At 69.8% G+C, this 25,577-nt stretch carries 23 protein-coding genes; 10 read left to right on the top strand and 13 right to left on the bottom strand.

All coding sequences use genetic code 11. The annotated features are described in order from the left end of the window. The 4 genes from AC0IZJ_RS14990 to AC0IZJ_RS14975 are packed head-to-tail and all read right to left on the bottom strand — an operon-like array spanning position 1 to position 5,243. A complete protein-coding gene (locus tag AC0IZJ_RS14990; protein ID WP_471851124.1) occupies positions 1 to 444 on the bottom strand; it encodes an acyl-CoA thioesterase in 444 nt (147 codons plus the stop codon). Next, complete coding sequence (locus AC0IZJ_RS14985; protein WP_471851122.1) at positions 437 to 3,253, bottom strand: ATP-binding protein; 2,817 nt, start codon at positions 3,251 to 3,253, stop codon at positions 437 to 439. Before AC0IZJ_RS14985 ends, AC0IZJ_RS14990 begins: the two co-directional genes overlap by 8 nt. Continuing rightward, the gene (locus AC0IZJ_RS14980; protein WP_471851120.1) at positions 3,253 to 3,936 is read right to left on the bottom strand and encodes a hypothetical protein; all 684 of its coding nucleotides are present in this window, start codon (positions 3,934 to 3,936) and stop codon (positions 3,253 to 3,255) included. The genes AC0IZJ_RS14985 and AC0IZJ_RS14980 overlap by 1 nt, the downstream gene beginning before the upstream one ends. After that, on the bottom strand, positions 3,933 to 5,243 hold the full coding sequence (locus tag AC0IZJ_RS14975; protein ID WP_471851118.1) for a hypothetical protein: 1,311 nt from the start codon (positions 5,241 to 5,243) through the stop codon (positions 3,933 to 3,935). Before AC0IZJ_RS14975 ends, AC0IZJ_RS14980 begins: the two co-directional genes overlap by 4 nt. Positions 5,244 to 5,357: 114 nt before the next feature. On the opposite strand from AC0IZJ_RS14975, the gene AC0IZJ_RS14970 reads away from it, so the two are divergent. From AC0IZJ_RS14970 to AC0IZJ_RS14960, 3 genes are all read left to right on the top strand, one after another. Next, on the top strand, positions 5,358 to 7,058 hold the full coding sequence (locus AC0IZJ_RS14970) for an ankyrin repeat domain-containing protein (RefSeq protein ID WP_471851116.1): 1,701 nt from the start codon (positions 5,358 to 5,360) through the stop codon (positions 7,056 to 7,058). Continuing rightward, complete coding sequence (locus AC0IZJ_RS14965) at positions 7,055 to 7,453, top strand: hypothetical protein (protein WP_471851113.1); 399 nt, start codon at positions 7,055 to 7,057, stop codon at positions 7,451 to 7,453. Before AC0IZJ_RS14970 ends, AC0IZJ_RS14965 begins: the two co-directional genes overlap by 4 nt. An 89-nt stretch (positions 7,454 to 7,542) precedes the next feature. Next, the gene (locus tag AC0IZJ_RS14960; RefSeq protein WP_471851110.1) at positions 7,543 to 8,334 is read left to right on the top strand and encodes a DODA-type extradiol aromatic ring-opening family dioxygenase; all 792 of its coding nucleotides are present in this window, start codon (positions 7,543 to 7,545) and stop codon (positions 8,332 to 8,334) included. Here AC0IZJ_RS14960 and AC0IZJ_RS14955 read toward each other — a convergent pair. The 5 genes from AC0IZJ_RS14955 to AC0IZJ_RS14935 are packed head-to-tail and all read right to left on the bottom strand — an operon-like array spanning position 8,321 to position 13,539. Further along, the gene (locus tag AC0IZJ_RS14955; protein ID WP_471851107.1) at positions 8,321 to 9,514 is read right to left on the bottom strand and encodes an alginate lyase family protein; all 1,194 of its coding nucleotides are present in this window, start codon (positions 9,512 to 9,514) and stop codon (positions 8,321 to 8,323) included. The two genes, AC0IZJ_RS14960 and AC0IZJ_RS14955, sit on opposite strands and share 14 nt — an antisense overlap. Next, positions 9,511 to 10,539: an ABC transporter ATP-binding protein gene (locus tag AC0IZJ_RS14950; RefSeq protein WP_471851104.1), complete on the bottom strand. Its 1,029-nt coding sequence runs from the start codon at positions 10,537 to 10,539 to the stop codon at positions 9,511 to 9,513. The genes AC0IZJ_RS14955 and AC0IZJ_RS14950 overlap by 4 nt, the downstream gene beginning before the upstream one ends. A 5-nt stretch (positions 10,540 to 10,544) precedes the next feature. Continuing rightward, positions 10,545 to 11,381 carry a carbohydrate ABC transporter permease gene (locus AC0IZJ_RS14945; protein WP_471851101.1) on the bottom strand — a complete coding sequence of 279 codons (837 nt, stop codon included), beginning with the start codon at positions 11,379 to 11,381 and terminating at the stop codon, positions 10,545 to 10,547. Then, entirely contained in the window at positions 11,378 to 12,247 is an 870-nt protein-coding gene (locus tag AC0IZJ_RS14940) for a carbohydrate ABC transporter permease (protein WP_471851099.1), read from the bottom strand. Before AC0IZJ_RS14940 ends, AC0IZJ_RS14945 begins: the two co-directional genes overlap by 4 nt. Further along, the gene (locus tag AC0IZJ_RS14935) at positions 12,244 to 13,539 is read right to left on the bottom strand and encodes an ABC transporter substrate-binding protein (protein WP_471851097.1); all 1,296 of its coding nucleotides are present in this window, start codon (positions 13,537 to 13,539) and stop codon (positions 12,244 to 12,246) included. The genes AC0IZJ_RS14940 and AC0IZJ_RS14935 overlap by 4 nt, the downstream gene beginning before the upstream one ends. Before the next feature lie 135 nt (positions 13,540 to 13,674). On the opposite strand from AC0IZJ_RS14935, the gene AC0IZJ_RS14930 reads away from it, so the two are divergent. Continuing rightward, positions 13,675 to 14,673: a LacI family DNA-binding transcriptional regulator gene (locus tag AC0IZJ_RS14930; protein WP_471851191.1), complete on the top strand. Its 999-nt coding sequence runs from the start codon at positions 13,675 to 13,677 to the stop codon at positions 14,671 to 14,673. Positions 14,674 to 14,687: 14 nt separating this feature from the next. On the opposite strand, the gene AC0IZJ_RS14925 is transcribed toward AC0IZJ_RS14930, so the two are convergent. After that, a complete protein-coding gene (locus tag AC0IZJ_RS14925) occupies positions 14,688 to 15,683 on the bottom strand; it encodes a LacI family DNA-binding transcriptional regulator (RefSeq protein WP_471851095.1) in 996 nt (331 codons plus the stop codon). Between the two features lie 67 nt (positions 15,684 to 15,750). Here AC0IZJ_RS14925 and AC0IZJ_RS14920 point away from each other — a divergent pair, with 67 nt between their 5' ends. The 4 genes from AC0IZJ_RS14920 to AC0IZJ_RS14905 are packed head-to-tail and all read left to right on the top strand — an operon-like array spanning position 15,751 to position 21,535. Further along, positions 15,751 to 17,553, top strand: coding sequence for a hypothetical protein (locus AC0IZJ_RS14920; protein ID WP_471851092.1), 1,803 nt, complete (start codon positions 15,751 to 15,753; stop codon positions 17,551 to 17,553). Positions 17,554 to 17,593: 40 nt separating this feature from the next. Further along, a complete protein-coding gene (locus AC0IZJ_RS14915; protein ID WP_471851090.1) occupies positions 17,594 to 19,996 on the top strand; it encodes a TonB-dependent receptor in 2,403 nt (800 codons plus the stop codon). 2 nt (positions 19,997 to 19,998) lie between these two features. Further along, the gene (gene kduD / locus AC0IZJ_RS14910; RefSeq protein WP_471851088.1) at positions 19,999 to 20,769 is read left to right on the top strand and encodes a 2-dehydro-3-deoxy-D-gluconate 5-dehydrogenase KduD; all 771 of its coding nucleotides are present in this window, start codon (positions 19,999 to 20,001) and stop codon (positions 20,767 to 20,769) included. Further along, entirely contained in the window at positions 20,750 to 21,535 is a 786-nt protein-coding gene (locus tag AC0IZJ_RS14905; protein WP_471851085.1) for an IclR family transcriptional regulator, read from the top strand. The genes kduD and AC0IZJ_RS14905 overlap by 20 nt, the downstream gene beginning before the upstream one ends. Here the strand turns inward: AC0IZJ_RS14905 and AC0IZJ_RS14900 are convergent. Further along, entirely contained in the window at positions 21,526 to 22,455 is a 930-nt protein-coding gene (locus AC0IZJ_RS14900) for a Gfo/Idh/MocA family protein (protein ID WP_471851082.1), read from the bottom strand. The genes AC0IZJ_RS14905 and AC0IZJ_RS14900 overlap by 10 nt on opposite strands. 122 nt (positions 22,456 to 22,577) lie before the next feature. On the opposite strand from AC0IZJ_RS14900, the gene AC0IZJ_RS14895 reads away from it, so the two are divergent. Next, entirely contained in the window at positions 22,578 to 23,237 is a 660-nt protein-coding gene (locus AC0IZJ_RS14895; RefSeq protein WP_471851080.1) for a 2-keto-4-pentenoate hydratase, read from the top strand. Here AC0IZJ_RS14895 and AC0IZJ_RS14890 read toward each other — a convergent pair. Next, on the bottom strand, positions 23,227 to 23,820 hold the full coding sequence (locus tag AC0IZJ_RS14890) for a DUF1294 domain-containing protein (protein ID WP_471851078.1): 594 nt from the start codon (positions 23,818 to 23,820) through the stop codon (positions 23,227 to 23,229). The two genes, AC0IZJ_RS14895 and AC0IZJ_RS14890, sit on opposite strands and share 11 nt — an antisense overlap. After that, the gene (locus AC0IZJ_RS14885; protein ID WP_471851076.1) at positions 23,817 to 24,695 is read right to left on the bottom strand and encodes a LysR family transcriptional regulator; all 879 of its coding nucleotides are present in this window, start codon (positions 24,693 to 24,695) and stop codon (positions 23,817 to 23,819) included. Before AC0IZJ_RS14885 ends, AC0IZJ_RS14890 begins: the two co-directional genes overlap by 4 nt. 99 nt (positions 24,696 to 24,794) lie before the next feature. Here AC0IZJ_RS14885 and AC0IZJ_RS14880 point away from each other — a divergent pair, with 99 nt between their 5' ends. After that, a complete protein-coding gene (locus AC0IZJ_RS14880) occupies positions 24,795 to 25,436 on the top strand; it encodes an NAD(P)-dependent oxidoreductase (protein ID WP_471851073.1) in 642 nt (213 codons plus the stop codon). Positions 25,437 to 25,577 lie beyond the last annotated feature (141 nt).

The following is a 25,577-nucleotide window of genomic DNA, read 5'->3' as shown; positions in this document are numbered from 1 at the left end:
TCAGGCGGCGGGCTTCACGACGGCCGCGTCGTAGACCTGCAGGAACTCCGCCGGCATGCGGCGCGGCTTGCCGCTGCTGATCTCGATGCAGACCAACGCCCAGCGCCCACGCACGAGCGTGACGCCGTCGCTGGCGCGCTTCAGCTGAAAGCGCCGTTCCATCGTCAGCTTGCCGTCACTGCCCGTCAGCCAGGTGCCCAGCACCAGCGCCTCGCCTTCGAAGGAGGGCAGCAGGTACTCGTAATGCCCCTCGCGAATGGCCATTGCGCGGTCCAGGCGGCGGTAGTCGTCGAGTGACAAGCCCAGCGCCTCGGAGTGCGCCCAGCCGGCCTGTTCGCACCACTGCACATAGACGGCGTTATTGGTGTGGCCCAGCCCGTCGATGTCCGCAGCCGCCGGCCACAGCGCCAGCGTGAATGGCGACGGGTAGTCCCAGTCAGTCATAGACCGAGGTTTCGGGCCGGCGTGCCAGCACGGCAATGGGCGGTGCCCAGCGTTCGCCACGCGGCTTCTTGCTGGTCACCAGCGTGATCTCGCTGGGCTCGAAGACCTCCACGTTGTGCGTGATCGGCGTCGTCAGCAGGTACTGCGCGCGGGTGCTGCGCAGGAAGTGACCGACGAGCTGGATGTTGCGCACGTCCAAATGGGCGAAGGGCTCGTCGATGAAGACGAAGCCGCCGGGCGTCTCGTCGTCCTTCATCAGTCCAACCAGCAGGATCAGGCTCTTCAAGACTTGCTGGCCGCCCGAGGCCTCGCCGTCGTTCAGGCCCACCTCGCCCTTGCCGTCGAAGTTGAACTTGACCTGCAAGCCGGCCTGCGCGAGCACGGTGTCGTCGTTGTCCAGGTGCGGCAGCACGGCCTCGGCGGTCACGCCGGCCAGTTCGCCCAGCTCAGCGACGTTCTTCTTGTAGCGGCGAACGGTGGCGCGCATCACGTCGATGTAACGCTCGCGGGCATTGAAGGCGGCAATGCGTGCCAACTCGTTGCTCGCACGGCGGTCGCTCAGCTGGGTGTCCTGCTCATGCACCTGGGCGGCCATGCGGGCGTGGCGGTCAACGACGCTGGCGTCCACCTCCCAGTGGCCGCCCTGCAGCTCCTGGTCGACGTGATGGGCGCGGATCTCGGCCTGGCGGGCGTTCTCGAATTCATCACGCAGAGCGGCCAGCGCGATGGGCGTGACCCAGGACTTGGGGAATTGGGTTTTCTGCTTGCGCGACTCCTGCGACGCCTTGCGCAGCGCGTCGCGCCTGGCCTCGTGTTCGCGCAGGCGACCGGCGGCCGAACCCTCGCCATCCTTCAGCGCGATCTGCGCGCCTTCATAGGCCTGCTCGCTACGCGTGGAGTCGCGCAGCACGCGGTCGTGCTCGCTGTCCAGCGTGCTCATGCGCGTGGACGCCTCGGCGCGCGCCTGGCGCAGCACCGGCAGGCGCGCGCGGGCTTCGGCGAATTCGTCCGAGCGCTCTGACAGCTCCAGCGCCGCCTTGTGGCCCACGGCCGCGCGCTGCACGTCCTTGAATTGGCGCTCGACCTCGGCCTGCGCCTTGGCGATGCGGCTCAGCTCGCCGTCCCAGCGCGACAGCTCGGCCTCCAGCGCAGCACGGCGTGAGTCCACGGCAGACGCGCCGAACTGATGGTCACGCGGCTCGACGAAGACGCTGCGGCCGCCGCGGCCGTCGCGGTAGTAGGCGTCGGTGGTGATCCATTCGCCGCCGGCCTTGGCGCCCTCTTCCGTCGACGTGACGCAGCGGATGCCGCCCAGCTGGCGCACCAGCCAGGTCGGCAGCGGCGCGCTCACGTTCAGCGCGGCCAGCAGCGAGCCGGCCGGCGCCTGGCCTGCGGCCTGCGTGTCGGCGACGACGTAGTGGCGATAGCGCTGCTTGGCGGCGATGTCGAAGGCGCGGCCCTCGTCGCTGCGATGCTTCAACACGACGACCCAGCGCGACGGGCGCAGCAGGCCCTCGGCGGCGGCGCGCCAGGTCTCGTCGGCGATCTCGACGCTGTCGGCGACGAGGTGGTGGGCGATGCCGGCATCGTCGAGCGCGCGCTTCATCGGCGCGACCTCGGGCGGCGGCGGCGGCAGGCGCTTGCCACTCAGCTCGCCGAGCTGGGTTTGAGCGCGCGACGCCTTGTCGCTGGCGCGGGTGTAGTCGGCGCGCAGGCGCTCGCGCTCAGAAGCCAGCTCCTGCATGCGTGCGGTCAGCGCGGCGGCGTCGGCCTCCACGTCGGCCAGCGCCTTCAGCTCGTCCTCGCGCTTGACCAGCGCCTCGGCGGGCCGCTCGGCTTCACGCGCCGCGTCGAATGCCGCGCGGGCCTCTCGGCGTTCGCCGTCCAGCGCCTTCAATCGCTCCTTGGCCGCTTCCTGCGCCGTGAACAGGCTGTGCAAGGCCGCCCGCTTCTCACTCAGCGCCTTCACGTCGCCCGAGGCGAACAGGCGCTGGCGGTGCAGCTCGCGCGCGTCGCGGGTGATGCGCTCGCGCGCCTCGCTCCAGCGCAGCACGGGCAGCACCTCGGTCGCCAGGCGCTCGCGCTCCTGCACCTTCAGCTGGTACTGGCGATGACTGTTGACGCGGTTGGCCAGGTCGCTGAGCTGCGCCTGCGTGTGCGCCAGCTCGGCACCGGCCTGCTCCACTTCCTTGCCCAGGTGCTGCTGGTGGCTGCGCGCCTGCTCGTAGCGGTCCAACACCTCCTGGTCGCCGAATACCTCGAAGACGAGGCGCAGCAACTCCTTGGCGCTCAGCTCGCAGAGCCGGTCGGTCTGGCCCTGTTCCAGCGCCAAGACGCGGCCGATGGCGCGCGTGAGGCCGGCGGCTTCCAGCCGCTTCTTCCATGCCTCGATGCCCAGCCAGTCGCGGTCGCCCTTCTCGGCGAGCTGCTCGATCTCGTGTGCGCCGTCCAGGATGGTGTAGCGGCGCACCCAGTCGCCGCCATGGCGCTCGATGCGGCAAGCCAGCGTCACCTGGTCGGCATACAGCAGCGACGAGGCGAACGGCCGGCTGCTGTTCTGACGCGAACGCGGGCGGTTGTCCACCAGCGCGCGCAGCCAGGCCGTCTCGGCGTTGGCATGGCGGGCGTAGGTCTTGTACGTGCGGCCGCCCGAGCACTCCAGGCCGAGCAGTGTGCGCATCGCGTCCAGCAGCGTGGTCTTGCCCGAGCCGTTGGGGCCGGCGATGGTGATGATGGCGCCGTCCAGCGGCAGCGTGACGCGCTGGCAGTAGTCCCAGTGCAGCAGTTCGAGCGATTGCAGGTGGAACATCAGTCGTCGATATGTTGTTGTTCTACTTCTTCAGGGCGCGACACCGGGTGGCCGGCGCGGGCCAGCACGTCGCCCAAAGCGCCGTCGAGGATGCGCGGCGCCAGCAGGTCGTAGTCGATCAGCAGGTCGAGCAGCGGCCCCTCGGCAATGTCCTCGCCACGGCGCGTGACGAAGCCGTGGCGCTCCAGCAGCTTCAGGTTGGTGTCCAGCCGCAGCTTCTTGCCGAGCTGGTCGCCGAAATCGGCCAGCAGGCTGCGGTAGCTGATCAGCGGCGCGACGCTGGCGGCCTGCGGCATGGGCTTGTCGGTGGCGAAGAACTCGCCCTGGCCGGCGTGGATGGCATCGCTGCGGGCCACCTGGCGCTGGCGCTTGGGCAAGACGATGAGCGACCACAGCACCACCAGCAAGGCGACACCATCGCGCGGCAGGTCGAGGTTGTTGTTGGCGGCCAGGCCCGTCTCGCCGAACACCGCGCTTTCGGCCGGGCGCAGCAGCGCCACCGCGATGTGGTCGGCATGCACGTTGTCCACCAGCTGCAGGCCCACGCCGGCCAGCCGGGCGCCGAGCTGATTCCACAGCTCGGTATCGATCAGCGCGCGCTTCACGAGGGGGTGGCTGCGCGGCAGCCAGCGGCGGGCCAGCAGTTGCGCGGCGAGTTGCTGGGCGTCGTCGAGTGGGCTCATTGGGAAGAAGATTCAGGAGTCAACACGCCGCGGCTCATCCATTTGACGAACTCATCGTCCACGGGGCCTTGCTCGGCGGACCAGCGCACCGACCACGGCTGGCGGGCCATGTCGCCGGTGGCGCCCTTCAGGTGACGCGCCTGCGCGTCGCCCAGCAGCGGCAGCAGCTGCGCACGGTAGGCGGCGCGGGCGTAGCTGTCGCCGAGGATGGCGGGCGCCAGGTCGCGCTCAGCCGGCTCGCCGGCCCAGGCGGTCAGCAGCGCCTGCATCTGGTCCATGTCGGGCGGCAGCTGCATGACGGCCAGCTCGCCGGTCGGCGCGGCCTGGCCTTGCGGCAATGCAGCGATCTCGGCCGGCTTGGGTCGGTCGCGCTCGAACTCGGCCTCGGCCGTGTCGACGAGATCGCGCTGCGCCACCAGCACCGGGTGCACCGGCCGCTCCCAGGCGCCCTTGATGAGCGCGGCCAGGTCGCCCTGGCTTTGCAGCCAGCGGCGCACGTCGGTCGTCGTGATGCCGGTGGAGCCCAGCGTCACGCGCTGGCGGTCGGCCTGCTGAAGCGCACGGTTGAACTGGCTGGCCATCGCCAGCAGCCGCGCCTGCGCCAGGCCCAGCTCGCGGGCCAGGCGCTCCAGCCGGGCGTCGCCGGCCGCTTCGGCCTGCGCAATGATGGCGCCCAGCGCCTCGCCGGCCCGGTCCACCAGCGTCAGCGCCTTCTCGAAACGGGTGCGCGCGCGGCGCAGCGCGAACTCGCTGCCGCTGGCGATGGCGTCGGCGAACTCGTCATAAAGCCGCGACAGCTGGGCCAGCAAATGCTGAAGCTGCGCCGGCTGCAAGGTGCCCAACTGGTGGGCACCGGCCACGCCGGCCAGCAGCGAGGCCAGGTCGCCGTCGGGCGCCTGCTCCTGCGTCAGGGGTTGCAGCAGGCCCACGACCTGTTGGGCCAGCGGCGTGACGGCATAGGTCTGCGCGGTCGCGTCCCACGCGAGCAGCTCGGCCTCGCGGAAGCGCTTGAGCACGCCGTCCAGCGCTTCATCGCGCAGCACATGGAAGGCCTGATTCAGCGCTTCCCGCGTGAGGCGCGACTCGCGCAGCGCCATCAGCTCGAAGAACACCCACAGCCGCAGCCGTGTCAGCGCCGCCGAGCCCTGGAACAGCGCCCGCAACGCGGCCTGCATGGCGTCCTGGCGCTCCAGCTGCCACCACAGCAGCGCCTCTGCCGGCGCCGTGCCGTCGCGGAAGTAGTCCTCCACGCGCAGGGCGTCGTCGCTCTCGGGCAGGGAAGTGGGCAGCGGCATGGGTTGGGACATGGGGCGCGGATTATCTGTTCAGGCGGCTGGCGGCTCCGGCCAGCCTGCTTTCCATCCTTTGGGGTTTGCCGCAGACGGCGCTGCGGCTACCCTGCGCGCGCACCCTCCCCGCCCATGCCCAGCTCCAACCCCCATCCAGCCACGCCCCGCCGCAACGGTAGCGCGGCACGGCTTTGGCTGGGCCTGGGCGTGACGGTGCTGAGCTGCCTGCTCAGCCCTGCGGCGGCGGCCCTGGACTGCCCGGCCATGCCGCAACAGGTGTCGCGCGACGCGGAGGTCGAGGTCCGCGTCGGCGTGCGTGGCCTGGGTGGCGCCCAGGGCACCGAGTTGACGACCCGGACCCGCCAGCTCAGCAGTGACCTGCTCGGCCGCCTTCCCCAGGCGGACCGCGTCTACCTCGAACAGATGATGTTTGCCAGCTACTGCTCCGCCGTGCGCGGCGACGCCGCCCTCAGCGATACCGAGCGCGAGAGCCGCGTGAAGGCCTATGCGCGCGAGCTGCGCGCCGCGCTGGCCACGGCGCGCCAGCCGGCGCCGGCAACAGTCGACCGGCGCGACGCCGCGCGCGCCGAGCTGGCCCGGCTGCCGCTGCCCTACACCCCTGCGGCTTTCGTCGCTGCCGCCAACAACAGAAACGCCAAGGTGGTGGACCTCTTCATCGCCGCGGGCATCGACGTGAACGCGGTCGACACCGACGGCGTTCCGGCGCTGGCCTACGCCGGTTCGCACGGTGACCTGCCCATGGTTCGCGCCCTGCTGAAAGCCGGTGCGAAGGCCGATCAGCCTATTCCCAGCCGCTCGGGGCGCCAGTTCTCGCCGCTGAGCTGGACGGCTGGCGGCGGGCAGGATGATGCGCTGCGCCTGATGCTGGCCACGCGGCCCGCGCGCGAGGCGCTGGATGGTGCGTTCATCATGGCCGCAGGCATCGGCCGCCCGCGCACGCTGGACCTGCTGCTCGCCCAGGGCGCAGACCTGAAACGCATCGGCGGGCGGGCACTGCTGGAAACCGCCATCTGGCTGGACAAGGAGCCCGACAAGGTCGCTGCGGCACGGCGCCTCGTCGAGCTCGGCGTGCCGATCGACACCGCCGACGACGACGGCTGGACACTGCTGCTGCAGGCTCTGGCGAATCAACGCCACGAGCTGGCGCGCTTTGCGCTTGAGGCCGGCGCCGACCCCAACCGCCGTTGCAGTTGCAGCGGCTACATGGAGGGCGGCTTTGCGGCGCTGGGCGTCGCGCTGCTGCAAAACGACCCGCCATCGCCCGAGTTGCTGCGTACGCTCCTCGACGCCGGGGCCGACCCGCGTTCGCGCAGCAACGCCGGGCGCACGCCTTTGCTGATCGCGCTGAAGCGGCCGGTCCCGGAGCTCATCGAAGCCTTGCTGAAGGCCGGGGCCCAGGCGAGCGACCGCGACACCGAAGGCCAAACGGCGCTGGGGCTGGCGGCGCAGGCTGGCGCTTCATCGCCCGGGCTGGTGCGGATGCTGCTCGCGGCCGGTGCCGAGGTTGACCCGCGCGACGGACGAGGCGGCACGCCGCTGATGGACGCGGCGGCCGACGGTGGGCTGGAGACGATGGAGGTGCTGGCCCGGGCGGGCGCGGATCTGAATGCGCGCTCGCTGCGCGGCCGCACGCCGCTGATGGTGGCCGTCATCTCCGAACAGGCGCAGGCCGCGCGGTGGCTGCGGGAACGCGGCGCGCGGCTGGAAGCGCTTGACGAGGACGGCCTCGACGCCCAGGCTCACGCCCAGGCCCTGCAAGGCAATCTCAAAGCCCGCATGCTTGCGGCCCTCAAAACGGGAGATCGACCATGAACCCTCAACCCCTCCACCGGCAACACCGCGACGCCCCGAAACGCCAGCTCGCGCTGCACGCGCTCTGCTGGCTGCTGGCACTGGGCGCCCCGGCCGTCCAGGCGATGGACTGCCCCGACCCGCCCAAGCAGCAGCAGCGCGACTGGGACACCGTCGTGCGCACGGAGGTCGGCCGCATCGGCCCGGTGCGGGGCGCCGAACTGGAGGCCAAGGTCAAGAACGTCACCCAGGACCTGCTCGTCAAGCTGCCGAACGCGGACAAGCTCTACCTGGAGCAGATGATGTTCTCGGCCTACTGCAGCGCGCTGCGCGACGACAAGTCCGTCAGCGAGTCCGTCAAGGCGCGACAGATCCTCGACTACCGGCGCGAGCTGCAGAAGGCGTTGAAGCCCTGAGCGCGGGCCGAGGCGCCGTTCAGTGGCTTTGAGCGCTGCCGCCACGTGGCTTGAACCCTGCCGCGCCGCTGGCTGCCTAAGCTGAAGCCATGAAACAGCCCACCTTCTTCCTCTCCCACGGCGGCGGCCCCTGGCCGTTCATGGACGGCGACTACCGCCGTGCGCATGCCCAACTTGAGGCGTCTTTGCAGGCGCTGCCGGCCACGCTGGTGGAGAAACCCAAGGCCATCCTGATGATCTCAGCGCACTGGGAGGAGACCGCCTTCACGGTCATGACCTCGGCCGCGCCCGGCATGCTCTATGACTACGGCGGCTTCCCGGCGCACACCTACGAGGTGACCTACCCGGCGCCGGGCGACCCGGTGCTGTCCGAGCGCGTCGTCGCGCTGATCGAGGCCGCAGGGCTGCCCGCCGCGCGGGATGCCAAACGCGGTTACGACCACGGCGCCTTCTGCACGCTGGTGCCCATGTATCCCGACGCGGACGTGCCGGTGGTGCAGTTGTCGCTCAAGCGCGGCCTGGACCCGGCGGATCACCTGGCGCTGGGACGGGCACTGGCGCCGCTGCGCGATGAAGGCGTGCTCATCCTCGGCAGCGGCTTCAGCTTTCACAACCTGCGGCTCTACGGCCTGTCAGGGCGGGAGCCGTCAGCGGCGTTCGACGGTTGGCTGCAATCCGCCCTGCCCTCGCCTGCAGGCCGCGATGACCGCCTGCAAGCCTGGGCGCTGGCCCCCGCCGCCCGCATCGCCCACCCGCGCGAGGAGCACCTGCTGCCGCTGATGGTGGCCGCCGGGGCGGCCGAGGGCGACACCGCAAGCTGCAACTATCACGAGACTGAGTTCATGGGCGGCGTGACGGCGTCGAGCTTCAGGTTCGGCTGACCTCCGGCCAGAGCAGCCAGTCCAGCTCTGCCGGCTTTGCCTCCGACAGCGGTTTCAGCAACGGCTGTTCGGCCTTCGTCCTCCAGCGCGCCATCGTCAGCACGGGCAGCAGTTTCTCGATCTCGGGCCGGGGCTCGGTGGGCGTGGCGTAGGTCCAGGCGTCGGGAGCCAGCGCCGCCTTTTGGATGAAGGCGATGGACTGCAGCAGGTGCCGGTCGCGCCAGAGGTCGGTGCCTTGCGCACGGCCGTACTGCGCGAGGCGCGTGGCCGCCTCCAGGTTGAAGGCCGTGTAGTGGAAGGGGCGCGTGCGGCCCAGCTCGTGCGGCATGCGGCCGTCGGCATCGATCTGGGGCGCGAGGCGCCGCGCCACCACCGTGGCCAGCCGGGCGCGAGCGCGTTCGGTATCGCCGACGAAGAGCAGGTAGTTCACCAGCTGCGAGTCGAAGAACATGCCATGGTTGTTCTTGGCCGCGTCTTCCTCGATGGCAATGGGGCTGGTCTGCATCCATTGCGTGAACTCGGTGAACCACTGGCGCAGCGCGGTCATGTCCGCATCGGCCAGCGCGCCGCGTGCGTGCAGCAGTAGCGCGGCGTCGACGAGCATCCACAGGTTGCGCGTGTCGATGAGGCCTTCGGCCCGCCCGTCGACGATGCCGGGAATGCCCTGCGCAAAGCGAAGGTGCGGCCGCATGCGCGTGGCCGGTGCGAGGAACCAGTGCTTCAGCGCGGCCACGGCCTTCTCGGCGTGGCTGTCCGGCGCGCCGAAATGGTGGGCCAGCGTCAGGTCCAGCACGTCGCGGCCGAAGGCCTGCATGCGGTCGGCGTCCAGCGCGTCGCCGGCCACCTCGGGGTTGCGCTGGCCGTCGCGGCGCACATAAGGCAGGCCGTTGGGCGTGGCCGGGTTGGGCCACCAGTAGGGGCCCATGCTCATGTAGTCGTTGCGCGAGCCCGAAGGCGGCGTCATGGTCTTGTCGACGACGCTGCGCAGCGGCGCCTTCAGCGCCTTGGCCGCGCGGGCGAGCAAGGCGGCGTGGGCGGACGCGAGCCGCGGGTCGCCGGCGGCGAGGCGGCGGCGCGTTTCGTCAAGCGCGGCGAGGTCCAGCGTCAACAGCGGGGCCTGGCCGGGCGCGGCGCGCGCCTGGCTGGCGAGCAGCCCGAGCAACAGAGTGCGGCGCTTCATGCGGCCTCCTGGCGCAGGCCGCTCTGCGTGTCGAAGAAATGCAGTCGGTCGCGCATGGCGGACACGCTGACGTGGTCGCCGGTGCGCAGCGCCGGCCGGTCGGCGACGTTGATGACGATAGGCCCCGTCACGCTCTGCAGGTTGAGCTGCGACTGCGCACCCATGAACTCGATGGACGCCACGGTGCAGTCGAAAACGGCGGCTGCATCCGGCGCACGGCCGAGCTGCAGGTGCTCGGGGCGAACGCCGAGCTGCAGGCGCGTCGCATCGAGCGACGGCGCCAGCCCCGTCGGCAGCGCGCAGAAGTTCATCGCCGGCGAACCGATGAAGCCGGCCACGAAGCGGTTGGCCGGCCGGTCGTACAGCTCGGCCGGGCTGCCGGCCTGCTCAACGCGACCGTCGCGCAGCACGACGATGGTGTCGCCCATGGTCATGGCCTCGACCTGGTCGTGGGTGACGTAGACCGACGTGGTGCGCAGCCGCGCATGCAGCGCGCGGATCTCCTGGCGCACGGCGCTGCGCAGCGCGGCATCGAGGTTGGACAGAGGCTCGTCGAACAGGAAGGCAGCCGGCTCACGCACCATGGCCCGGCCCATGGCCACGCGCTGGCGCTGGCCGCCCGACAGCGCAGCGGGCCTGCGCTCCATCAGCGGCTCCAGGCTCAGCATGCGCGCGACCTCGTCGACACGGCGGCGGATCTCGGCCGCCGGCCGCTTCATCAGCTTCAACCCGAAGCCCATGTTCTCGCGCACCGTCATCTGCGGATACAGCGCATAACTCTGGAAGACCATGGCGATGTCGCGCGCCTTGGGTGGCTCGTGCGTCACGTCGCGGCCGCCGATGTGCAGTTGGCCGCTGGTCACCTCTTCCAGCCCCGCGATCATGCGCAGCAGCGTGGACTTGCCCGAGCCACTGGGGCCGACGAGCACGCAGAACTCGCCGTCGGCGATGGACAGGGACACGTCCCGGATGACGTCGGTCTGGGCGAAGCGTTTGCCGACGCCCTTCAATTCAATGGCAGCCATGTAACTCAGCCTTTCACGGCACCGGCCAGCAGGCCGCGGTTGAACGATTTCTGCAGGCCCAGGTAGACGAGGATGCTGGGCAGCATGGCGATGACGCTGATGGCGATGAAGACGGCGGGCTTCATCGTCTCGTCGGCGCGCACGGTGGCAAGCGCGACGGGCAGCGTGTAGAGGGCTTCGTCGTTGGTGACGAGCAGGGGCAGCAGGTACTGGTCCCAGATCATGATGAAGCCGAACACCGCAGCGCTGCCAAGCGCCGGCTTGCACAACGGCAGGATGACGTGCCAGAAGATCTGCCAGTCGCTGGCGCCGTCGACACGCGCCGCTTCCTCCAGGTCAGCCGGAATGGCACGCATGAACTCGCTCAGCATGAAGATGGAGAAGCCCCAGCCGACCACCGGCAGGATCATGCCGAGGTGGGTGTCGTGCAGGCTGGCGCCGATGAGTGGCAGCTTGCCGAGCACGATGAACAGCGGGATGGCGATGACCTCGTCGGGCAGCATCATGGTCGACAGGATCAGGAAGCTGACCGCCGCCAGGCCACGGAAGCGCTTGCGCGCCAGCGCATAGGCCGCGAAAGCGCTGACCGACAGCTGCAGCACGGTGCCGAACAGCACGACGACGAGGGAGTTCAGCAGGTAGCGCCAGACCTTGGCCTCGACCCAGGCATAGCGGAAGTTCTCCAGCGTGGGTTGTTCGGGCCACCACAGCAGCCGGCCCGGCGCGATGGTGACGCCGGAGAAGGCCGTCATCAGAAAGGCCCAGAACGGCCCGGCGAAGACGACCAGCACCAGGCCGTAGAGCAGCACGCGCGCTGCGAGGGACAGCAGGGGATGTTTCATCGGCGGCGGCGCCAGGCGAGGTAGACGGCGGTGAGGGCCGCAGTGAAGAGGAAGAGCAGCGTCGACGCGGCGGCGGCGAAGCCGTAGTCCAGCTCCTGGAAACCCTGCTTGTAAATCTGCGTCATGACGACCTCGGTGCTGCCGGCCGGGCCGCCGCCGGTGGTCGCGTAGACCTCGGTGAAGACGCGAAAGCCGCGGATGAAGCCCAGCGTGCAGATGACGGTGATGGCCGGCGCCAGGCCGGGCAGCGTCACCGCCGTGAAGCGCTGCCAGGCGTTGGCGCCGTCGACCGCCGCCGCGTCGTAGAGCTCACTGTTGATGCCGGCCAGGCCGGCGACGAAGATGACGGTGTCATAGGGCACGTGCTTCCAGACATGCATGCCTATCAGCGCCGCCAGCGCCTGCGACGGGTCGGCCCAGAAGCCCTGCGGGGCTATGCCGAACAGCCCCAGCATCGCATTGATGACGCCGTCCGGCGTGGGCGCGTAGAGGATGCGCCAGACCTCGGCCGCCACGGCAGCGCTGGTCACCGCGGGCAGGAACATCGCCGTGCGTATGAAGCGCATGTGCCGCGCCGTGCCCTGCAACGCCTGGGCCAGCAGCAGCGCGATGGAGGCCGACAGCAACACGGTGACGAACACATAGAGCAGCGTGCGGCCGGCGGCGTCGCGCAGCGCCGCATCGGTCAGCGCGCGCTCGAAGTTATGCCAGCCGACGAACGTGTCCGAGCCACCGAAGCCGACCTTGTGGAAACTCATCACCAGACCCTTGGCCATGGGGATGAACTTGAACCAGGTGAAGACCAGCAGCGCCGGTGCGAGGAAGAGCCAGGGCGTCAGGCGAGACCAATTGCGCCGCGGCGTCATTGCGCCTCCTGGCGGGCGAGCTCGGCATTGACGCGGGCGTTCAACGCGCGCAGATCACCGGGGATGTCCTTGCTGCAATGGGCCAGCGTGGCGTTGAAGCCATCGGCCGCCAGCTGCTGCAGCCGTGACCAGTTGCGCACCTGCGGCAGCGGGTGGCCGTGCTGCTGGTACTCCTGCGCGACCATGGCCCAGCGTGCGTCGCCATGGGCCTGGGCGGCATCCACCTTGCGGTTGACGGGCAGGCGCACCACGGGCAGGCCACCGCTGGGCGGCTGCGTGCCCAGCGTCTGGCCTTCGGGCGAGATCAGGAACTCGATGAACTGCCTGGCGCGCTCGGGCTGGCGGGTGTTGCTGGCGATGAAGGCCAGCTCGCCGGCAGCCACGCTGGCGCGCTGACCCGTCGGCCCGGCGGGCACGGGCACGACCTCGTATCGGTCCCTGCCCGGCTCCTTGTCGAACAGCGCGATGTGATACGGGCCCGACAGATAGAGCCCCGCCTGGCCCGAGCTGAAGACCTTGTTGGTGTCCTGCGTCGTCGCGTTGATGGCATTGGGCTGCACGCTGCGGTCCTCGCAGACGAGGCGGCGGAACAGGCCCAGCGTCGCCACGGCAGCGGGCTCTTCCAGCGCGCCGCGCAGCTTGCCGCCCGCGCCGGGGCGCAGGAACTCGCCGCCGGCCTGGAACAGGAAGGAACTCAGGTACCAGGCCGCATAGCCACGCGCCGTGCCGCCCGGGAAGGCCAGGCCATAGGTGTCGCGGCGGCCGTTGCCATCGGGGTCGCGCTCGGTGAAGGCGAGCGACAACTGGGCCAGTTCTTCCCAGGTGCGCGGCACGGGCAGGCCCAGCTTCTCGCGCCAGTCACGGCGGATGAAGAGCACATGCGTCTGCACCGAAATCGGCACGCCGTAGATCTTGCCGTCGGGCAGCGTGGCGGCGCGCCAGGCGCTGTCCAGCAGGTCGTCGGCACCGGCGATGCGGCGGCGGTCGATCTCGGCGGCTACGCCCATGTTGACGAGCTGCCCCGCCGTGCCCAGCTCGTTGACGATGACATCGGGCATGCGGCCACCCACGGCGGCGCGTGCCAGGCGCTGCTCGAAATCGTTCAGCGCATTGAAGAACTCGACGCGGATGCCGGTCTTCTTCGTGAAGGCGGCGGCGATGGCGTCGTAGGTCTTGCGGCCGTCCTTGGACGAACGCGTCCACACACGCAAGGGCTCGTCGGGCGCGGCGGACTGCGCCACTGCAGGCAGCAGCGCCAATGACAACGCAATCAAGGTGAAGCGGTTAACCATCCGATCATTGTTGCCTCAGCCATCGACCCTGTAAACAACCAAGCGTCTAGCGAAAACCCTGGCAACAAAGGCGAGGAATGGACTTCCTTTTTCAAAGCGCATCACTATCATCCAGTTAAACGCTTCACCAAAATGATCAAACAACGACTCCCCACCCTCCGCGACGTGGCTGCCGCCGCAGGCGTCTCCGTCGCCACCGTCTCCAAGTTCTGCAGTGGCGGCCAGCGCTTTTCGCCGGCCGTGGAGGCCAGCATCCAGGCCGCCATCGACACCCTCGGCTACCGCACCAACCACATGGCGCGCTCCATCGCGACGGGCCGCAGTGGCGCGGTCGGCCTGGTGGTGCTGGACCTCGGCAACCCGCACTTCACGGGCATCGTCAAGGGCGCCAGCCGCGTGGCCCAGGCCAACGACTACAGCATGGCCTTCGTCGACACCGCCGAGAGCAAGGCGCCCGAGCGCCACCTGGTGGAGGCGCTCTCAAGGCGCGTCGACGGCCTGGTCGTCAGCTCGCGGCTGGCCGATGAATCCATCGAGTGGCTGAACGCGCTGGGCAAGCCGGTCGTCTTCTTCGGCCGCTACGGGCACCCGGGCGTGCACAGCGTGGGTGCCGACGGCTACCTGGCCGGGCTGATGATCGGCCGCCACCTGATGACGCTGCAGCACCGCCGCGTGGCCTACGTGGGCTTCCCGTCCTCGCGCTGGAACGCCGAGCGCATCCGCGGGCTGAGCGACGCGCTGGCCGAGGCCGGCCGCACGCTGGAGATGCTGGATGTGGACGCGCCTTCCCCCGAGGCCGGCGAGGCCGCGGCCTCCCGCCTGCTGCTGGGCGGCGAGCGGCCGGACGCCATCGTCACCTACAACGACCTGATTGCACTCGGCCTGATGACCGAGGCGCGCGCGCTGGGTGTCGACATCCCGCGCGACGTGTCCATCGCCAGCTTCGACGACATCGCCTACGGCCGCTACACCAGCCCCTCGCTGACGTCGGTGGCGATGAACAGCGAGCAGATGGGCGAGGTAGCCATGCAGCGACTGCTGCAGCTCATCAACGACGAGCTGGAGCACCCGTTCGACGAAGTCCTGGCGCCGCGCCTGGTCGTGCGCGAATCCACCTGCAGGCGCGCAGCATGACCGCTCGATTCAAATCAGGCGGCGGCTTTGGTCGAGCCCCGCACGACGAGTCGCGGTGTCAGGTCGTGCGCCCTGGCGGGCGTTTCCTCGCCGTCGATGGTGGCCACGAGATGGCGCATCGCCCACTCGCCGAGCAGGTCGGCATGCAGCTCGACGCTGGTGAGCGGCGGGCTCAGGAAGCGGCCGAAGGGCATGTTCTCGATGCCGGCGACCGACACGTCCTGAGGCACCGTCAGGCCCAGGTGCCGGGCCTCGGAGATCAGGCCCATGGCGATGAGGTCGTTGCAGGTCGCGATGGCCTGCGGGCGCTTCTGGCCCAGCAGCAGGCTGGACGCCAGCCGCGCGCCGTCCTCGGCCGTCGGGCTCAGCACCTGATGTACGGCCAGTTCGATGCCCGCAGCCTGCAGCGAACGCCTCATGCCCAGCAGCCGCTCGGCATTGCCGGGTTGCGCGTCGCAGGCGATGTAGGCGATCTCGCGGTGGCCCAGGCTCAGCAGATAGCGGCCCAGCATGGCAGCGGCCTGCTCGTCGCCGCTCGGCGCCTCGGCAGGCTCGCTTGCGCGGCCCAGGTCGACAAACGGCCGGCCGTAGCTGGCCAGCAGCTTGCGCGCGGCGACCGGCAACGCCGCAGCCAGCACGATGCCGTCCACCTGCATGCCGGTCACGCGGGCCAGCTCTCGCTCGGGCGACTCGCTCTGCAGCAGGTCGACGAACAGCAGGTCATAGCCCAGCGCCGTCGCTGCACGGCTCGCGCCCTTGATGACGGCCGCGGTGTAGGGGTTCTCCACGCCGTAGACCAGCGCCGCGATGGCGCCCGAGCGGCCCGTGACCATGCTGCGTGCCGCCAGGTTGGAGCGGTAGCCCACCTGCTCGATGGCCGCCGCGATGCGGGTCTCGACGGCCGCCGTGAAGCGCTGCTTGCCATTGACGTACTTGGAGACCGCTGCCGTCGACACCCCGGCCAGCTCGGCGACATCGCGCAGGGTGGCTGGGGATTTGCTGGAGGACACGATGGGCTTGTGGGCAGCGCTGGATTGGCGCGGATTCTCTATCAAGGCCACAGCGACCGGAGCCACGATGCAAGCTGATCGCTACGAACCGCCGCTCAAGGCGATGCCGTTGAACGCGCTGGTGCGCGAGCAGTTGCTGCCGCAACTGGCCCACTACTTCAAGCTGCTCGACGCCGATGGCCTGGACACGCGCTTCAACGGCGCGCCGGTGTTCGGCCAGGGCGATGTGTTCCTGCCCGGCAAGGTGGCCATTGCGCTGGCCCACCTGCTGACGCTGACGCCGCGCGACGACGCGGCCTTTGCGGGCTATCTGGCCGGCAGCCGGCGCCTGATGGCCCTCATCAGCCACATGCCCATCGAGAGCTGGGGCATCTACTACGCCGTGATGGCGTTGAACCGGCTGCGCAAGGCCGGGCTGCTGAGTGAAGCCGTCGATGCCGCCAGCCTGGCACGGCTGCGTGAGCGGCTGGACTGGCGCGTCTTCGTCGACGAGAAGACGCTGCGCCTCAAGGCCCTGCCGACCAACTACTACGGCGTCGCCTTCGGCATCGCGCGGCTGCGCATGCTGCTGGGCTGGGAAGACGCCAGCGCCAGCGAGGCGCTGCTGGCCAGGACGCTGGACCACTACGAGCGCTACTCGGGCGAGTTCGGCTTCTCCGACGAGACCGAGGGCGAGGGCCGCTTCGACCGCTACAGCATCCTGCTCGCGGCCGAGTTCTGCGAGCGTTTCATCGAGACCGAGCTGCCCGTCACGCCGCGCCTGAAGGAGTTGCTCGCGCTGTCCGCCCGGCTGGCGCTGCAATGCGCCAACACGGCGGGCGACGGCTTCGGCTTCGGCCGCAGCATCGGGCCCTATGGCGACACGGCCATCGTCGAGATCCTGGCCACCGCCGCCTGCCTGGGCGTGCTGGGCGACGAGGAACGGCGCTACGCCTACGCCCACTGCGTGCGCGCCGCGGCCAAGTACGTGGACTTCTGGTTCGACCCGGTGCTGCACTCGGTCAATCTCTGGAAGGGCGGCCGCAGCACCGACGGCTATCGCGGCCCGCACCGCATGCTGGGTGAAAACTTTTCCATCATTCACCAGCTGATCTCTACAGCCGAGCTGCTGACCCAAGCCGGCCTGGCCGACACGCCGCCGCCACCGGACCTGGGCGACTGGCTGGCGCGCACGCAGCCGGGCTTCACGCTGAACTGGTTCGCCCGCGGCAGCTACGACCGCGCGCTCGCCGTGCGGCGCGACCGCGGCCGGGTCTTCACGCTGCCGCTCATCAACGGCGGCGCGGGCCAGCACGACAACGCGCCCTACTACCCCATCCCCTTCTCGCCGCGCCTCATCGAAGGCCGGGCCGAGAGCGGCGCGGCCCACCCGCAGCTCTTGTTCAAGCTCGTGCTGGCCGATGGCAGCGTGCTGCTGCCGACGTCCTTCATCCAGGACCTGCGCACCTGGCAGGACGGCGACGAACAGGTCGTCAGCTATCGCCAGCCCGGCCTCAACCTCGTCGGCGCCAAGCAGCCCCGGCTGGACACGCGCGTGACGCTGGTCACCGAGTACCGCTTCGGCCCCGGCCGCATGAGCCGCAGCGACGTGCTCACGCCGACAGCGGCCGTGCAGGTCGCGTCGCTGAGCCTGGAGTTCGCCTGCTTCTCGTCGGGCGCTCGCGCCACTGGCTCGGCCGTCGACTTCGACGCCGGCGGCGTCGCGCGCTTCGAGGCCGAGGGTTTGCAGCGCCTGGACGTCAAGGAGCCCGCCGCCGACGCGCTGCGCGCACTGACCAGCGGCCCGTCGCGAACCCATCTTCATTTCTCGGGCACGGCCACCCTGATGGCAGCCCCGCTTTCCCTCCGGTGGACGCTGAGCTACCGGTAGACCACCCACGCCAATCAATCAATAAAACGGAGACAAAAACATGCACAGGATCAACGCCAGCCCCCTGACCCCCGTCGCCGCCGCACTGCTCGCGCTGATGGCACCGGCCACGCAGGCGCAGGAGGCCGCCAAGGCCGAGAACAAGACCCAGCTCGAACGCGTCGAGGTCACGGCCAACAAGCGCGTGGAGAAGCTGGAGAACGTGCCGCTGGCCATCTCGGTATTCACCGCCGAGCGGCTGGAGCGCAGCAACGTGCGCTCGCTGGAAGACGTCATCGAGCTGACGCCGGCACTGAGCGTCACCTACGGCTCCACGCCGGCCAACAACGGCCTGAACATGCGCGGCATCGGCACTTCGTCCATCGGCATCGGTGTCGAGTCCGACGTGTCGGTCATCATCGACGACGTCCCCATGGGCGCGCAGTTCATGGCCTTCAAGGACCTGGCCGACGTGCAGCGCGTCGAGGTGCTGAAGGGCCCGCAGAGCACGCTGTTCGGCAAGAGCGCCATCGCCGGCGCCATGCTCATCACCACCAAGCCCATCGGCAGCGCCATTCGCGGCGATGCAAGCGCCTTGATCACCGACGACGGCGAGCAGCGGCTGCGCTTCTCGGTGGGCGGCGAGATCGCGCCGAAGCTCGGCCTGCGCATCGCCGCCGCTGCCAGCGAGTTCGACGGCAACCTGAACAACCTCAGCACCGGCAAGAAGGTCAACGGGAGCCGAGACCGCAGCCTGATGATGAAGCTGGCCTGGCACCCGACGGAGGACATCGACGTCGAGTTCACGCCCACCTACAACAAGACCCGCAACGACTGCTGCACCTATGCGCTGACCAGCTTCGGCACCAACAACCAGCTGGCCGGCTACCAGAACGGCGTCGCAGCGCTGCCGGCCACCACGCTGCTGGCCGGCATCAAGCCCGGCCCCTACAACCGCGACATCCGCATGGACTCGCCGACCGGCATCGAGTCCGAGATCAAGGGCGCCGCTCTGCGCATCAACTGGGTCATGCCCAACGGCATGACGCTGACCTCCATCACGTCCGCCCAGCGCTACACCGCCAACGACTATCGCGACCAGGATTTCACCGACGTCCCCACGCTGCTGTCCTACCCCATCACCGCCGGCAAGCCCACCACGGGCCGCGACTCGGGCTATGTGCAATACGGCACCTATTTGATCGACTCCAAGACGCAGGAGCTGCGCCTCACGTCGGCCGACGAAGGCAACTTCCGCTACGTGGCCGGCCTCTGGTGGGCCAGCAACGCCATCGACCGCACCTTCGTGCGCGGCTTCGACGGCATCGCGCTGTCCACGCCCATCGCCTACTTCGGCGACACCTCCAACCGCAACACCGCCATCTTCGGCCAGGCGACCTGGGAATTCATGCCCAGTTATACGGTGGTGGCCGGCCTGCGCCATAACCGCCAGGTCTCTGGCTACTCGCTGACGCTGGGCAACCCGCCGCCGTCCGTCTTCACGCCCACGGCCACCTACACCAGCCGCGACAACAAGGAAGACTCGACGACCGGCAAGCTCAGCCTGCAAAAGCAGTTCACGCCCGGCCTGATGGGCTATGTGATGGCCTCCACCGGCTACAAGGGCAAGGCCTACGACATCACCAGCGGCCTCACCGCCGCGACCGCCGCACAGCAGCCCGTGGCGTCCGAATCGGCCCGCCACTGGGAGCTGGGCGCCAAGGGCAACTTCTTCGGCAACCGCCTGACGGTCAACCTCGCCGTCTTCAACACCAAGTTCAAGGACTACCAGCAGAACAGCGGCGGCTACCTGCCCGGCACGTCGACCTACGTGACGCGGCTGAGCAGCATCGGCGGCGTGCAGACGCGCGGCGTGGAGCTGGACATGGCGGCCCTCGTCACGCCCAACTTCATCGTCAACGCCGACATCGCCTACACCAAGGCCACCGTGTCCGACTGGCCCAACGCGCCCTGCTACAACGTGGCGGGCTCGCCCAACGGCGGCTTCAACCTGGAGTGCGTCCGCGCCAACCCGGCCTACGGCGGCCAGAACACCCAGGACGTGACGGGCGGCGTCATGCCCAATGCGCCGAAGCTGAAGCTGGGCGTGTCCGGCCGCTACGACTTCGTGCTGCCCGACGGGCCCTTCAACCTGTTCTTCAGCGGCAACCTGCGCCGCCGCACCGAGGTGCTGACCAACATCAACCAGGACCCGACGCTGGCGTCGCCCGCCTTCACCATCGTCAACGTGGGCTTCGGCTTCAAGGACAAGGGCGGCAAGTACCAGCTGGGCTTCTACGTCAACAACCTGTTCGACCGCCACTACGCCAACACCGGCTACCCCGGCCTGGGCACCTGGCGCGTGAACCCCGTCAACAGCGGCTCCTCCTATGCGCACACGACATGGACGCCGGCCCGCGACGCCTTCAGCTACAAGGCCCTGCGACTGGACGTGAAGTTCTGACCATGAGCGCCGGCGTCTTTGACCTCTTCAGCCTTTGCGGCCGTACGGCCGTGGTCACCGGCTGCAACACCGGCCTGGGCCGCGCGATGGCCCTGGGCCTGGCCCAGGGCGGTGCGGACATCGTCGGCATCAACCGCTCCGACTCTGCGGGCCTGGGCGACGAGGTGGCGGCGCTCGGCCGGCGCTACCTCGACCTGCGCGCCGACCTGAGCGAACTTCGTGATGCTCAAGGCTTGATCGACGAGGCCGCCGGCCTGAACGGCCGCATCGACATCCTCGTCAACAACGCCGGCATCATCCGCCGCCAGGCCGCCATCGACTTCAGCGAAAGCGACTGGGACGACGTGATGGCGGTCAACCTCGGCGCCGTCTTCAAGCTCTCGCAGGTGGCGGCGCGGCGCTTCGTGGCCCAGGGCGACGGCGGCAAGATCGTCAACGTGGCCTCGATGCTGTCCTTCCAGGGCGGTATCCGCGTGCCGTCGTACACGGCCAGCAAGAGCGGCGTGCTGGGCCTCACGCGCGCGCTGGCCAACGAGTGGGCACCGCTGGGCATCAACGTCAACGCCATCGCGCCGGGCTATATGAGCACCCAAAACACGGCCGAGCTGCGCGCCGACGCAGATCGCAACGATGCCATCCTGGCGCGCATCCCGGCCGCCCGCTGGGGCGCGCCGGCCGACCTGGCCGGCGCCATTGTTTTCCTGGCCTCGCGCGCATCCGACTACGTGCACGGCCACACGCTGGCGGTCGACGGTGGCTGGCTGGCGCGTTGACCGCGAGCTGCCGGCACCGGGGCCGCGCTGGAGCGGCGGGGCCGACAAGACCACCGTCGCCGCTGCGCACCAGGTCTTCGCACTGCTCAACGCCGTGGCCGAGCGCAGTGGCGCACCCACCTGGCAGCTGGCCGCGCAGGCCGAGCTGACACCCCGCGTGGCCGAGCGCGTGCTGCGCACGGCCGCCAGCCTGGGCTACCTGCACGCGGACGACGACGCGTGGACGCTGACGACACGCGTCTTCGAACTCGGCACGCGGGCGCTGCGCAGCCCTGACCTGCTCACCGTTGCCCGGCCCGCGATGCGCGCGTTGGCCGAGACCACGGGCGAGCTGGTGCAGCTCGGCATGCGCGACGGCGCTGACATCGTGCACCTGCACCGCGCCGAGTCCCGGGGCGCGCTGGGCCTGTCGATGCCGGTCGGGCATCGCGCGCCCCTACGCCAGAGCGCCCTCGGCCTGGCCGTGCTGGCCTGGGACGGCACGCCCGGCCCGGATGTCGAGCTGGAGGCGCTGCGCGAACGCGGCTACAGCCTGCAGCGACTGCCGCACCTGTGCAGCATCGCCATGCCCGTCTTCAACCAGCACGACGAAGCCATTGCCGGCCTGGCACTGCATGTGCCGCCCGGCCGGTTGCAGGGCGATGGCCTCGCCATGCTCGTTCCACGGCTGCAAGAGGCCGTGAATGCCATCTCCGCGGGGCTGGGCTGCGGCATTCGGCTGTCGATGAACCAGATCGGAGCCCCTGGGGCCCTGACTCAGACCTGATGCGCCGCCACCGTCCGCCGCTCGCCGATCAGGAAGGCATCGGCCACCAGCTGGAACGGCCGCCAGTCGACCTCCGACTGGCCCGCCGCGCACAGTTCGGCGAAGCGCGCGTACAGCCGGGGGTATTCGCCCGCCAGCGCTTCGTCGCCTGCCACCGGCCGGCCGTCGATCTGGAGCGCGCCGCCACCATGGGACAAGCGCAGGCGGCCGGTCGTCGTGACCAGCTCGATGTCCCAGGTCTGCTCGCCCTTCTGGCGGAAGTCGAACTCCGCGTTCACCGTGACGCCAGCCTCGGTGCGCAGGTCCAGGTGGGCCGCGATGGGTGCCTGCTGGTTGGCCGGGAACTCGAGCACGGCCTTGTGCACGAAGGCCTCCTCGGACAGCACCTCGGTCAGCACCGACAAGGCATTGATGCCAGGGTCGAACACGCCCAGGCCGCCCGCGTCGAAGATCCACTGCTGGCCGGGGTGCCAGTGGTGCACGTCTTCCTTCCAGGTGATGGTGCCGCCGGTGAGGGTGCGGCCGCGCAGCCAGTCACGCGCAGCGTCCACGCCTGCGGCGAAGCGCGAGTGCCAGGTCTGGAACAGCGTGCGGCCATGCCGCGCCGCCTCGGCGCGCAGCAAGTCGATCTGCCGCGTCGTCGCGGCGGGCGGCTTTTCCAGCATGACGTGCTTGCCGGCGCGCAGCGCGGCCAGCGCCGCGTCGAAGTGCGCGTTGGGCGGCGTGCAGATGGAGATGGCGTCCAGCTCCTGCACCTGGGCCAGCATGGCTTCGACGCTGGTGAAGCTGGCCACGCCGTCCACGCTGGCGTTGCGGCTGGCCGTGGCCATCAGCTCGAAGCGCGGGTCGGCGGCGAGCGCCGGAATGTGTTGATCGCGGGCGATCTTGCCTATGCCCACCAAGCCCAACTTCAGTGCCATGCTGTTCCCGGAAAATGAGTTCGCGACTATCGATGCGCGACATGTTGTCGTTGCTCGCGGGCCCCAGAGCCCGACGCAGTTTTCATCTTAAGGTCCGCCTGCCTGACCACCCACTCACACTCATGACCGAAGCCCTGATCCAAGCCCTCGCCGCCTGCCACCGCAACGGCAGCCGACTGCCCGCCGCCGACTGGGCCGGCGCCGTGCGCGACGAGGCCGACGCCTATGCCGTGCAGGACGGCGTGGCCGCCGCCCTGGGCTGGCCGCTGGACCGCTGGAAGTCCGGCGGCGCCAGCGCTCAAGGGCCGTTCAGCCATTCGCCGGTGAACCCGGTGGCCGGCACGGCGCTGCTGGGCGTGGAAGCCGAGGTCGCGCTGCGCGTCGGCGCGGATGGTTCGCCCGAGGCCATGTGCATCGCGGTCGAACTGGTCGCCTCGCGCTGGGCCGAGGGCATGGACGCGCCGGCCCTGCTGCGCATGGCCGATTTCCAGAGCAACGCCGGCCTGCTGCTGGGCGACTGGCAGCCGTTCAAGCCGCTCGACTGGGCTCAGCTCGAATGGCGCCTCGCGCTGCCGGGCCAGCCGGACATCGTCCGTACGGGCGGGCATTCGCTGGCCGACCCCGCCGGCGTGCTGCCCGCGTGGCTGAAGCACGTCACATGCCATGGCCGCGCGCTGCAGGCCGGCACCGTCGTGACGACGGGTGCCTGGGGCGGGCTGCACGCTGCGCACGAAGCCCACGGCAGACTGAGCATCGCGGGCCTGGGCGAGTTCAGCTTTTGAGGTTTCTCAGCAAAGGCGTGAAGACGGCGACGAAGGCGGCGATGTTGGCGATGACCGTCAACCAGTAGAGGCGCCGGAAAGAGGCCTTGGCGCTCTTGTGCCGCAGCACCTGCTGGGCCAGCAACGCACCCGGCCAGCCGCAGGCCAGGGACAGCGCATGCAGCGTGCCCTCGGCCACGCGCCACTCGCCGCGCGTGGCGGCGCGCTTGTCCAGCCAATAGACGATGAAGGTCGCCATGCTCATGGCGGAGTAGGCGCCCCAGAACCAGTGCGGCATGCCCCACATCAGGTGGCAGGTGAGCACGAAGCCGGCAAAGGCGGGGATCAGCAGCAGCACACGGCCACTGTCGCGCGGCGCTGGCGCTGGCGGTGCGGCGCGCGGTTCCAGGCTCTGCACGTCGACGGCGCGGCGCTTGCCTTGGGCATCATGGCCTTCCCGGTAGCTCAGGCGCTCGCCGACGAAGGGGCGGTGCGGCCTCAACCCAAACGCCTTGACGTGGACAAAGACCTTGGCGCCGCCACCGTCGGGCGTGATGAAGCCGTAGCCCTTGGCGTCGTCCCATTGCGTCAGCACGCCCTTCATGGCGCCGCCTCCGCCAAATGCGACTTCAGCGCCGCAATGGCATGGCGCACCTTGGCCGGCTGCGCATCGCGTTGCGGCGTCATCGCCCACACGGGCAGCTCGGGCAGCGCGAGCGCCGCGTCCAGCCGCAGCAGCCGGCCGGCGGCCACGGCTTCGGCCACGTCTTCGTTGCCCAGCACAGCGATGCCGAGACCCGCCTCGCAGAGCTGCTGCAGCGTCAGCTGGTTGTTGCTGGTGTAGCGCGGCTGCACGCTGAGCTCGCTGCCGGGCAGGCGGCGGGCGTGGTCGGTGCCGCTCTGCAGCATCAGCCAGTCGGCCGCCTGCAACGCCTCGGGCGTGGCCGGCACGCCGCGCTGGGCAAGGTAGCTGGGCGCGGCATAGAGGCTGGTGTGCACGGTGCCGATGCGTTGCGCCACCCACTGGCTGTCGGGCAGGCGACCGAAGCGGATGGCGAGGTCGATGCGGTGGGCGACAAGGTCGGTGAGGCCGTCCTCGACCTGCAGGTGCAGCTGCAGCGCCGGGTGCATGGCGAGCAGCGGCGCCAGCGCGGGGCCAATGATGCGGCCGAAGCCGACCGTCATCGCGATGCGCAGTTCGCCCTCGGGCGCGTCGCGCAGTTGCTGAAGCTGGGCCTGGGCCTGTTCGGCGGCCACCACCATCGCCGCGCAACCCACGTGGAAGCGCTCGCCGGCCGGCGTGAGACTGAGCTTGCGCGTGGAACGGTGCAGCAGCGTGACGCCCATGTCCTTCTCCAGCGCCCTCACCTGCTGGCTGACGGCCGAGGTGCTGGTGCGCAATTGCCGCGCGGCGGCGGCAAAACTGCCGTGGCGCACCACGGAGGCGAGCACGGCCATGCGTTTGAGCTGATCGAGCATGAAGATTTTCTAAACAGTGCTGGCGATCGGGGCCGGCTTATCGGCGGATTGTGAAGCCGAAACAATCAGTCCATCGCAAACCCTTGGCTTGGAAAACTCATGAACATCGCTCTGATCGGCGCCACCGGCTTTGTCGGCAGCGCTTTGCTGGAAGAACTGCTGGACCGGGGCCACCAGGTGCGCGCGCTGCAGCGCGACGCCGCCAAGCTGCCGGCTCGCCCGGGGCTGGACGTGCGCTCGGTCGACGTGCTCGCCAACGACAAGCTCGCGGCCGAACTGACCGGCGTGGACGCCATCGTCAGCGCCTTCAACGCCGGCTGGGCCAACCCGAACCTGCACGACGACTTCCTGCGCGGCAGCGATGCCATTGCCGATGCCGCCCGCCAGGCCGGCGTCCGCCTCATCGTCGTCGGCGGCGCGGGCAGCTTGTTCATCGCGTCGGGCCAGCAGCTCGTCGATTCGCCTGCCTTCCCGGCCGAATGGAAGCAAGGCGCGCTGGCCGCCCGCGAGGTGCTGACCCGCCTGCGCGCCGACAAGAGCGAGCTGGACTGGACCTTCGTGTCGCCCGCCATGCACCTGGCGCCTGGCGCACGCACGGGTCAGTTCCGCCTCGGCGGAGAAGAGCCGGTGTTCGACGCCAAGGGCGAAAGCCACCTCAGCGTGGCCGACCTGGCCGTGGCCATCGTCAACGAGCTGGAAGCGCCGCAGCACCGCCGCGCGCGCTTCACGGCTGGCTACTGACCAGCCCCTCGTCCAGTCCCGCGCCGCTGAACGCGGGCGCGCCTGGTCGGTCCCCCAAGGGGACGGCGATGCGCTCGGCATTGAGCCGAGTGCACATCGCCATCGCGGGCCGGCTTGGGAGCGGCCCGGCGCTCGGCCCGG

This window comes from Roseateles sp. AC306 (assembly GCF_979253795.1).
Note: the sequence above shows the minus strand (reverse complement) of the source record. Positions and strands in the feature narration are given on the sequence as shown.

What these genes read in the sequence shown, in the direction of transcription:
- AC0IZJ_RS14990 (WP_471851124.1), bottom strand. Translation starts at nt 444, where the DNA reads ATGACTGACTGGGACTACCCGTCGCCATTCACGCTGGCGCTGTGGCCG.
- AC0IZJ_RS14985 (WP_471851122.1), bottom strand. Translation starts at nt 3,253, where the DNA reads ATGTTCCACCTGCAATCGCTCGAACTGCTGCACTGGGACTACTGCCAG.
- AC0IZJ_RS14980 (WP_471851120.1), bottom strand. Translation starts at nt 3,936, where the DNA reads ATGAGCCCACTCGACGACGCCCAGCAACTCGCCGCGCAACTGCTGGCC.
- AC0IZJ_RS14975 (WP_471851118.1), bottom strand. Translation starts at nt 5,243, where the DNA reads ATGTCCCAACCCATGCCGCTGCCCACTTCCCTGCCCGAGAGCGACGAC.
- AC0IZJ_RS14970 (WP_471851116.1), top strand. Translation starts at nt 5,358, where the DNA reads ATGCCCAGCTCCAACCCCCATCCAGCCACGCCCCGCCGCAACGGTAGC.
- AC0IZJ_RS14965 (WP_471851113.1), top strand. Translation starts at nt 7,055, where the DNA reads ATGAACCCTCAACCCCTCCACCGGCAACACCGCGACGCCCCGAAACGC.
- AC0IZJ_RS14960 (WP_471851110.1), top strand. Translation starts at nt 7,543, where the DNA reads ATGAAACAGCCCACCTTCTTCCTCTCCCACGGCGGCGGCCCCTGGCCG.
- AC0IZJ_RS14955 (WP_471851107.1), bottom strand. Translation starts at nt 9,514, where the DNA reads ATGAAGCGCCGCACTCTGTTGCTCGGGCTGCTCGCCAGCCAGGCGCGC.
- AC0IZJ_RS14950 (WP_471851104.1), bottom strand. Translation starts at nt 10,539, where the DNA reads ATGGCTGCCATTGAATTGAAGGGCGTCGGCAAACGCTTCGCCCAGACC.
- AC0IZJ_RS14945 (WP_471851101.1), bottom strand. Translation starts at nt 11,381, where the DNA reads ATGAAACATCCCCTGCTGTCCCTCGCAGCGCGCGTGCTGCTCTACGGC.
- AC0IZJ_RS14940 (WP_471851099.1), bottom strand. Translation starts at nt 12,247, where the DNA reads ATGACGCCGCGGCGCAATTGGTCTCGCCTGACGCCCTGGCTCTTCCTC.
- AC0IZJ_RS14935 (WP_471851097.1), bottom strand. Translation starts at nt 13,539, where the DNA reads ATGGTTAACCGCTTCACCTTGATTGCGTTGTCATTGGCGCTGCTGCCT.
- AC0IZJ_RS14920 (WP_471851092.1), top strand. Translation starts at nt 15,751, where the DNA reads ATGCAAGCTGATCGCTACGAACCGCCGCTCAAGGCGATGCCGTTGAAC.
- AC0IZJ_RS14915 (WP_471851090.1), top strand. Translation starts at nt 17,594, where the DNA reads ATGCACAGGATCAACGCCAGCCCCCTGACCCCCGTCGCCGCCGCACTG.
- kduD (WP_471851088.1), top strand. Translation starts at nt 19,999, where the DNA reads ATGAGCGCCGGCGTCTTTGACCTCTTCAGCCTTTGCGGCCGTACGGCC.
- AC0IZJ_RS14900 (WP_471851082.1), bottom strand. Translation starts at nt 22,455, where the DNA reads ATGGCACTGAAGTTGGGCTTGGTGGGCATAGGCAAGATCGCCCGCGAT.
- AC0IZJ_RS14895 (WP_471851080.1), top strand. Translation starts at nt 22,578, where the DNA reads ATGACCGAAGCCCTGATCCAAGCCCTCGCCGCCTGCCACCGCAACGGC.
- AC0IZJ_RS14890 (WP_471851078.1), bottom strand. Translation starts at nt 23,820, where the DNA reads ATGAAGGGCGTGCTGACGCAATGGGACGACGCCAAGGGCTACGGCTTC.
- AC0IZJ_RS14885 (WP_471851076.1), bottom strand. Translation starts at nt 24,695, where the DNA reads ATGCTCGATCAGCTCAAACGCATGGCCGTGCTCGCCTCCGTGGTGCGC.
- AC0IZJ_RS14880 (WP_471851073.1), top strand. Translation starts at nt 24,795, where the DNA reads ATGAACATCGCTCTGATCGGCGCCACCGGCTTTGTCGGCAGCGCTTTG.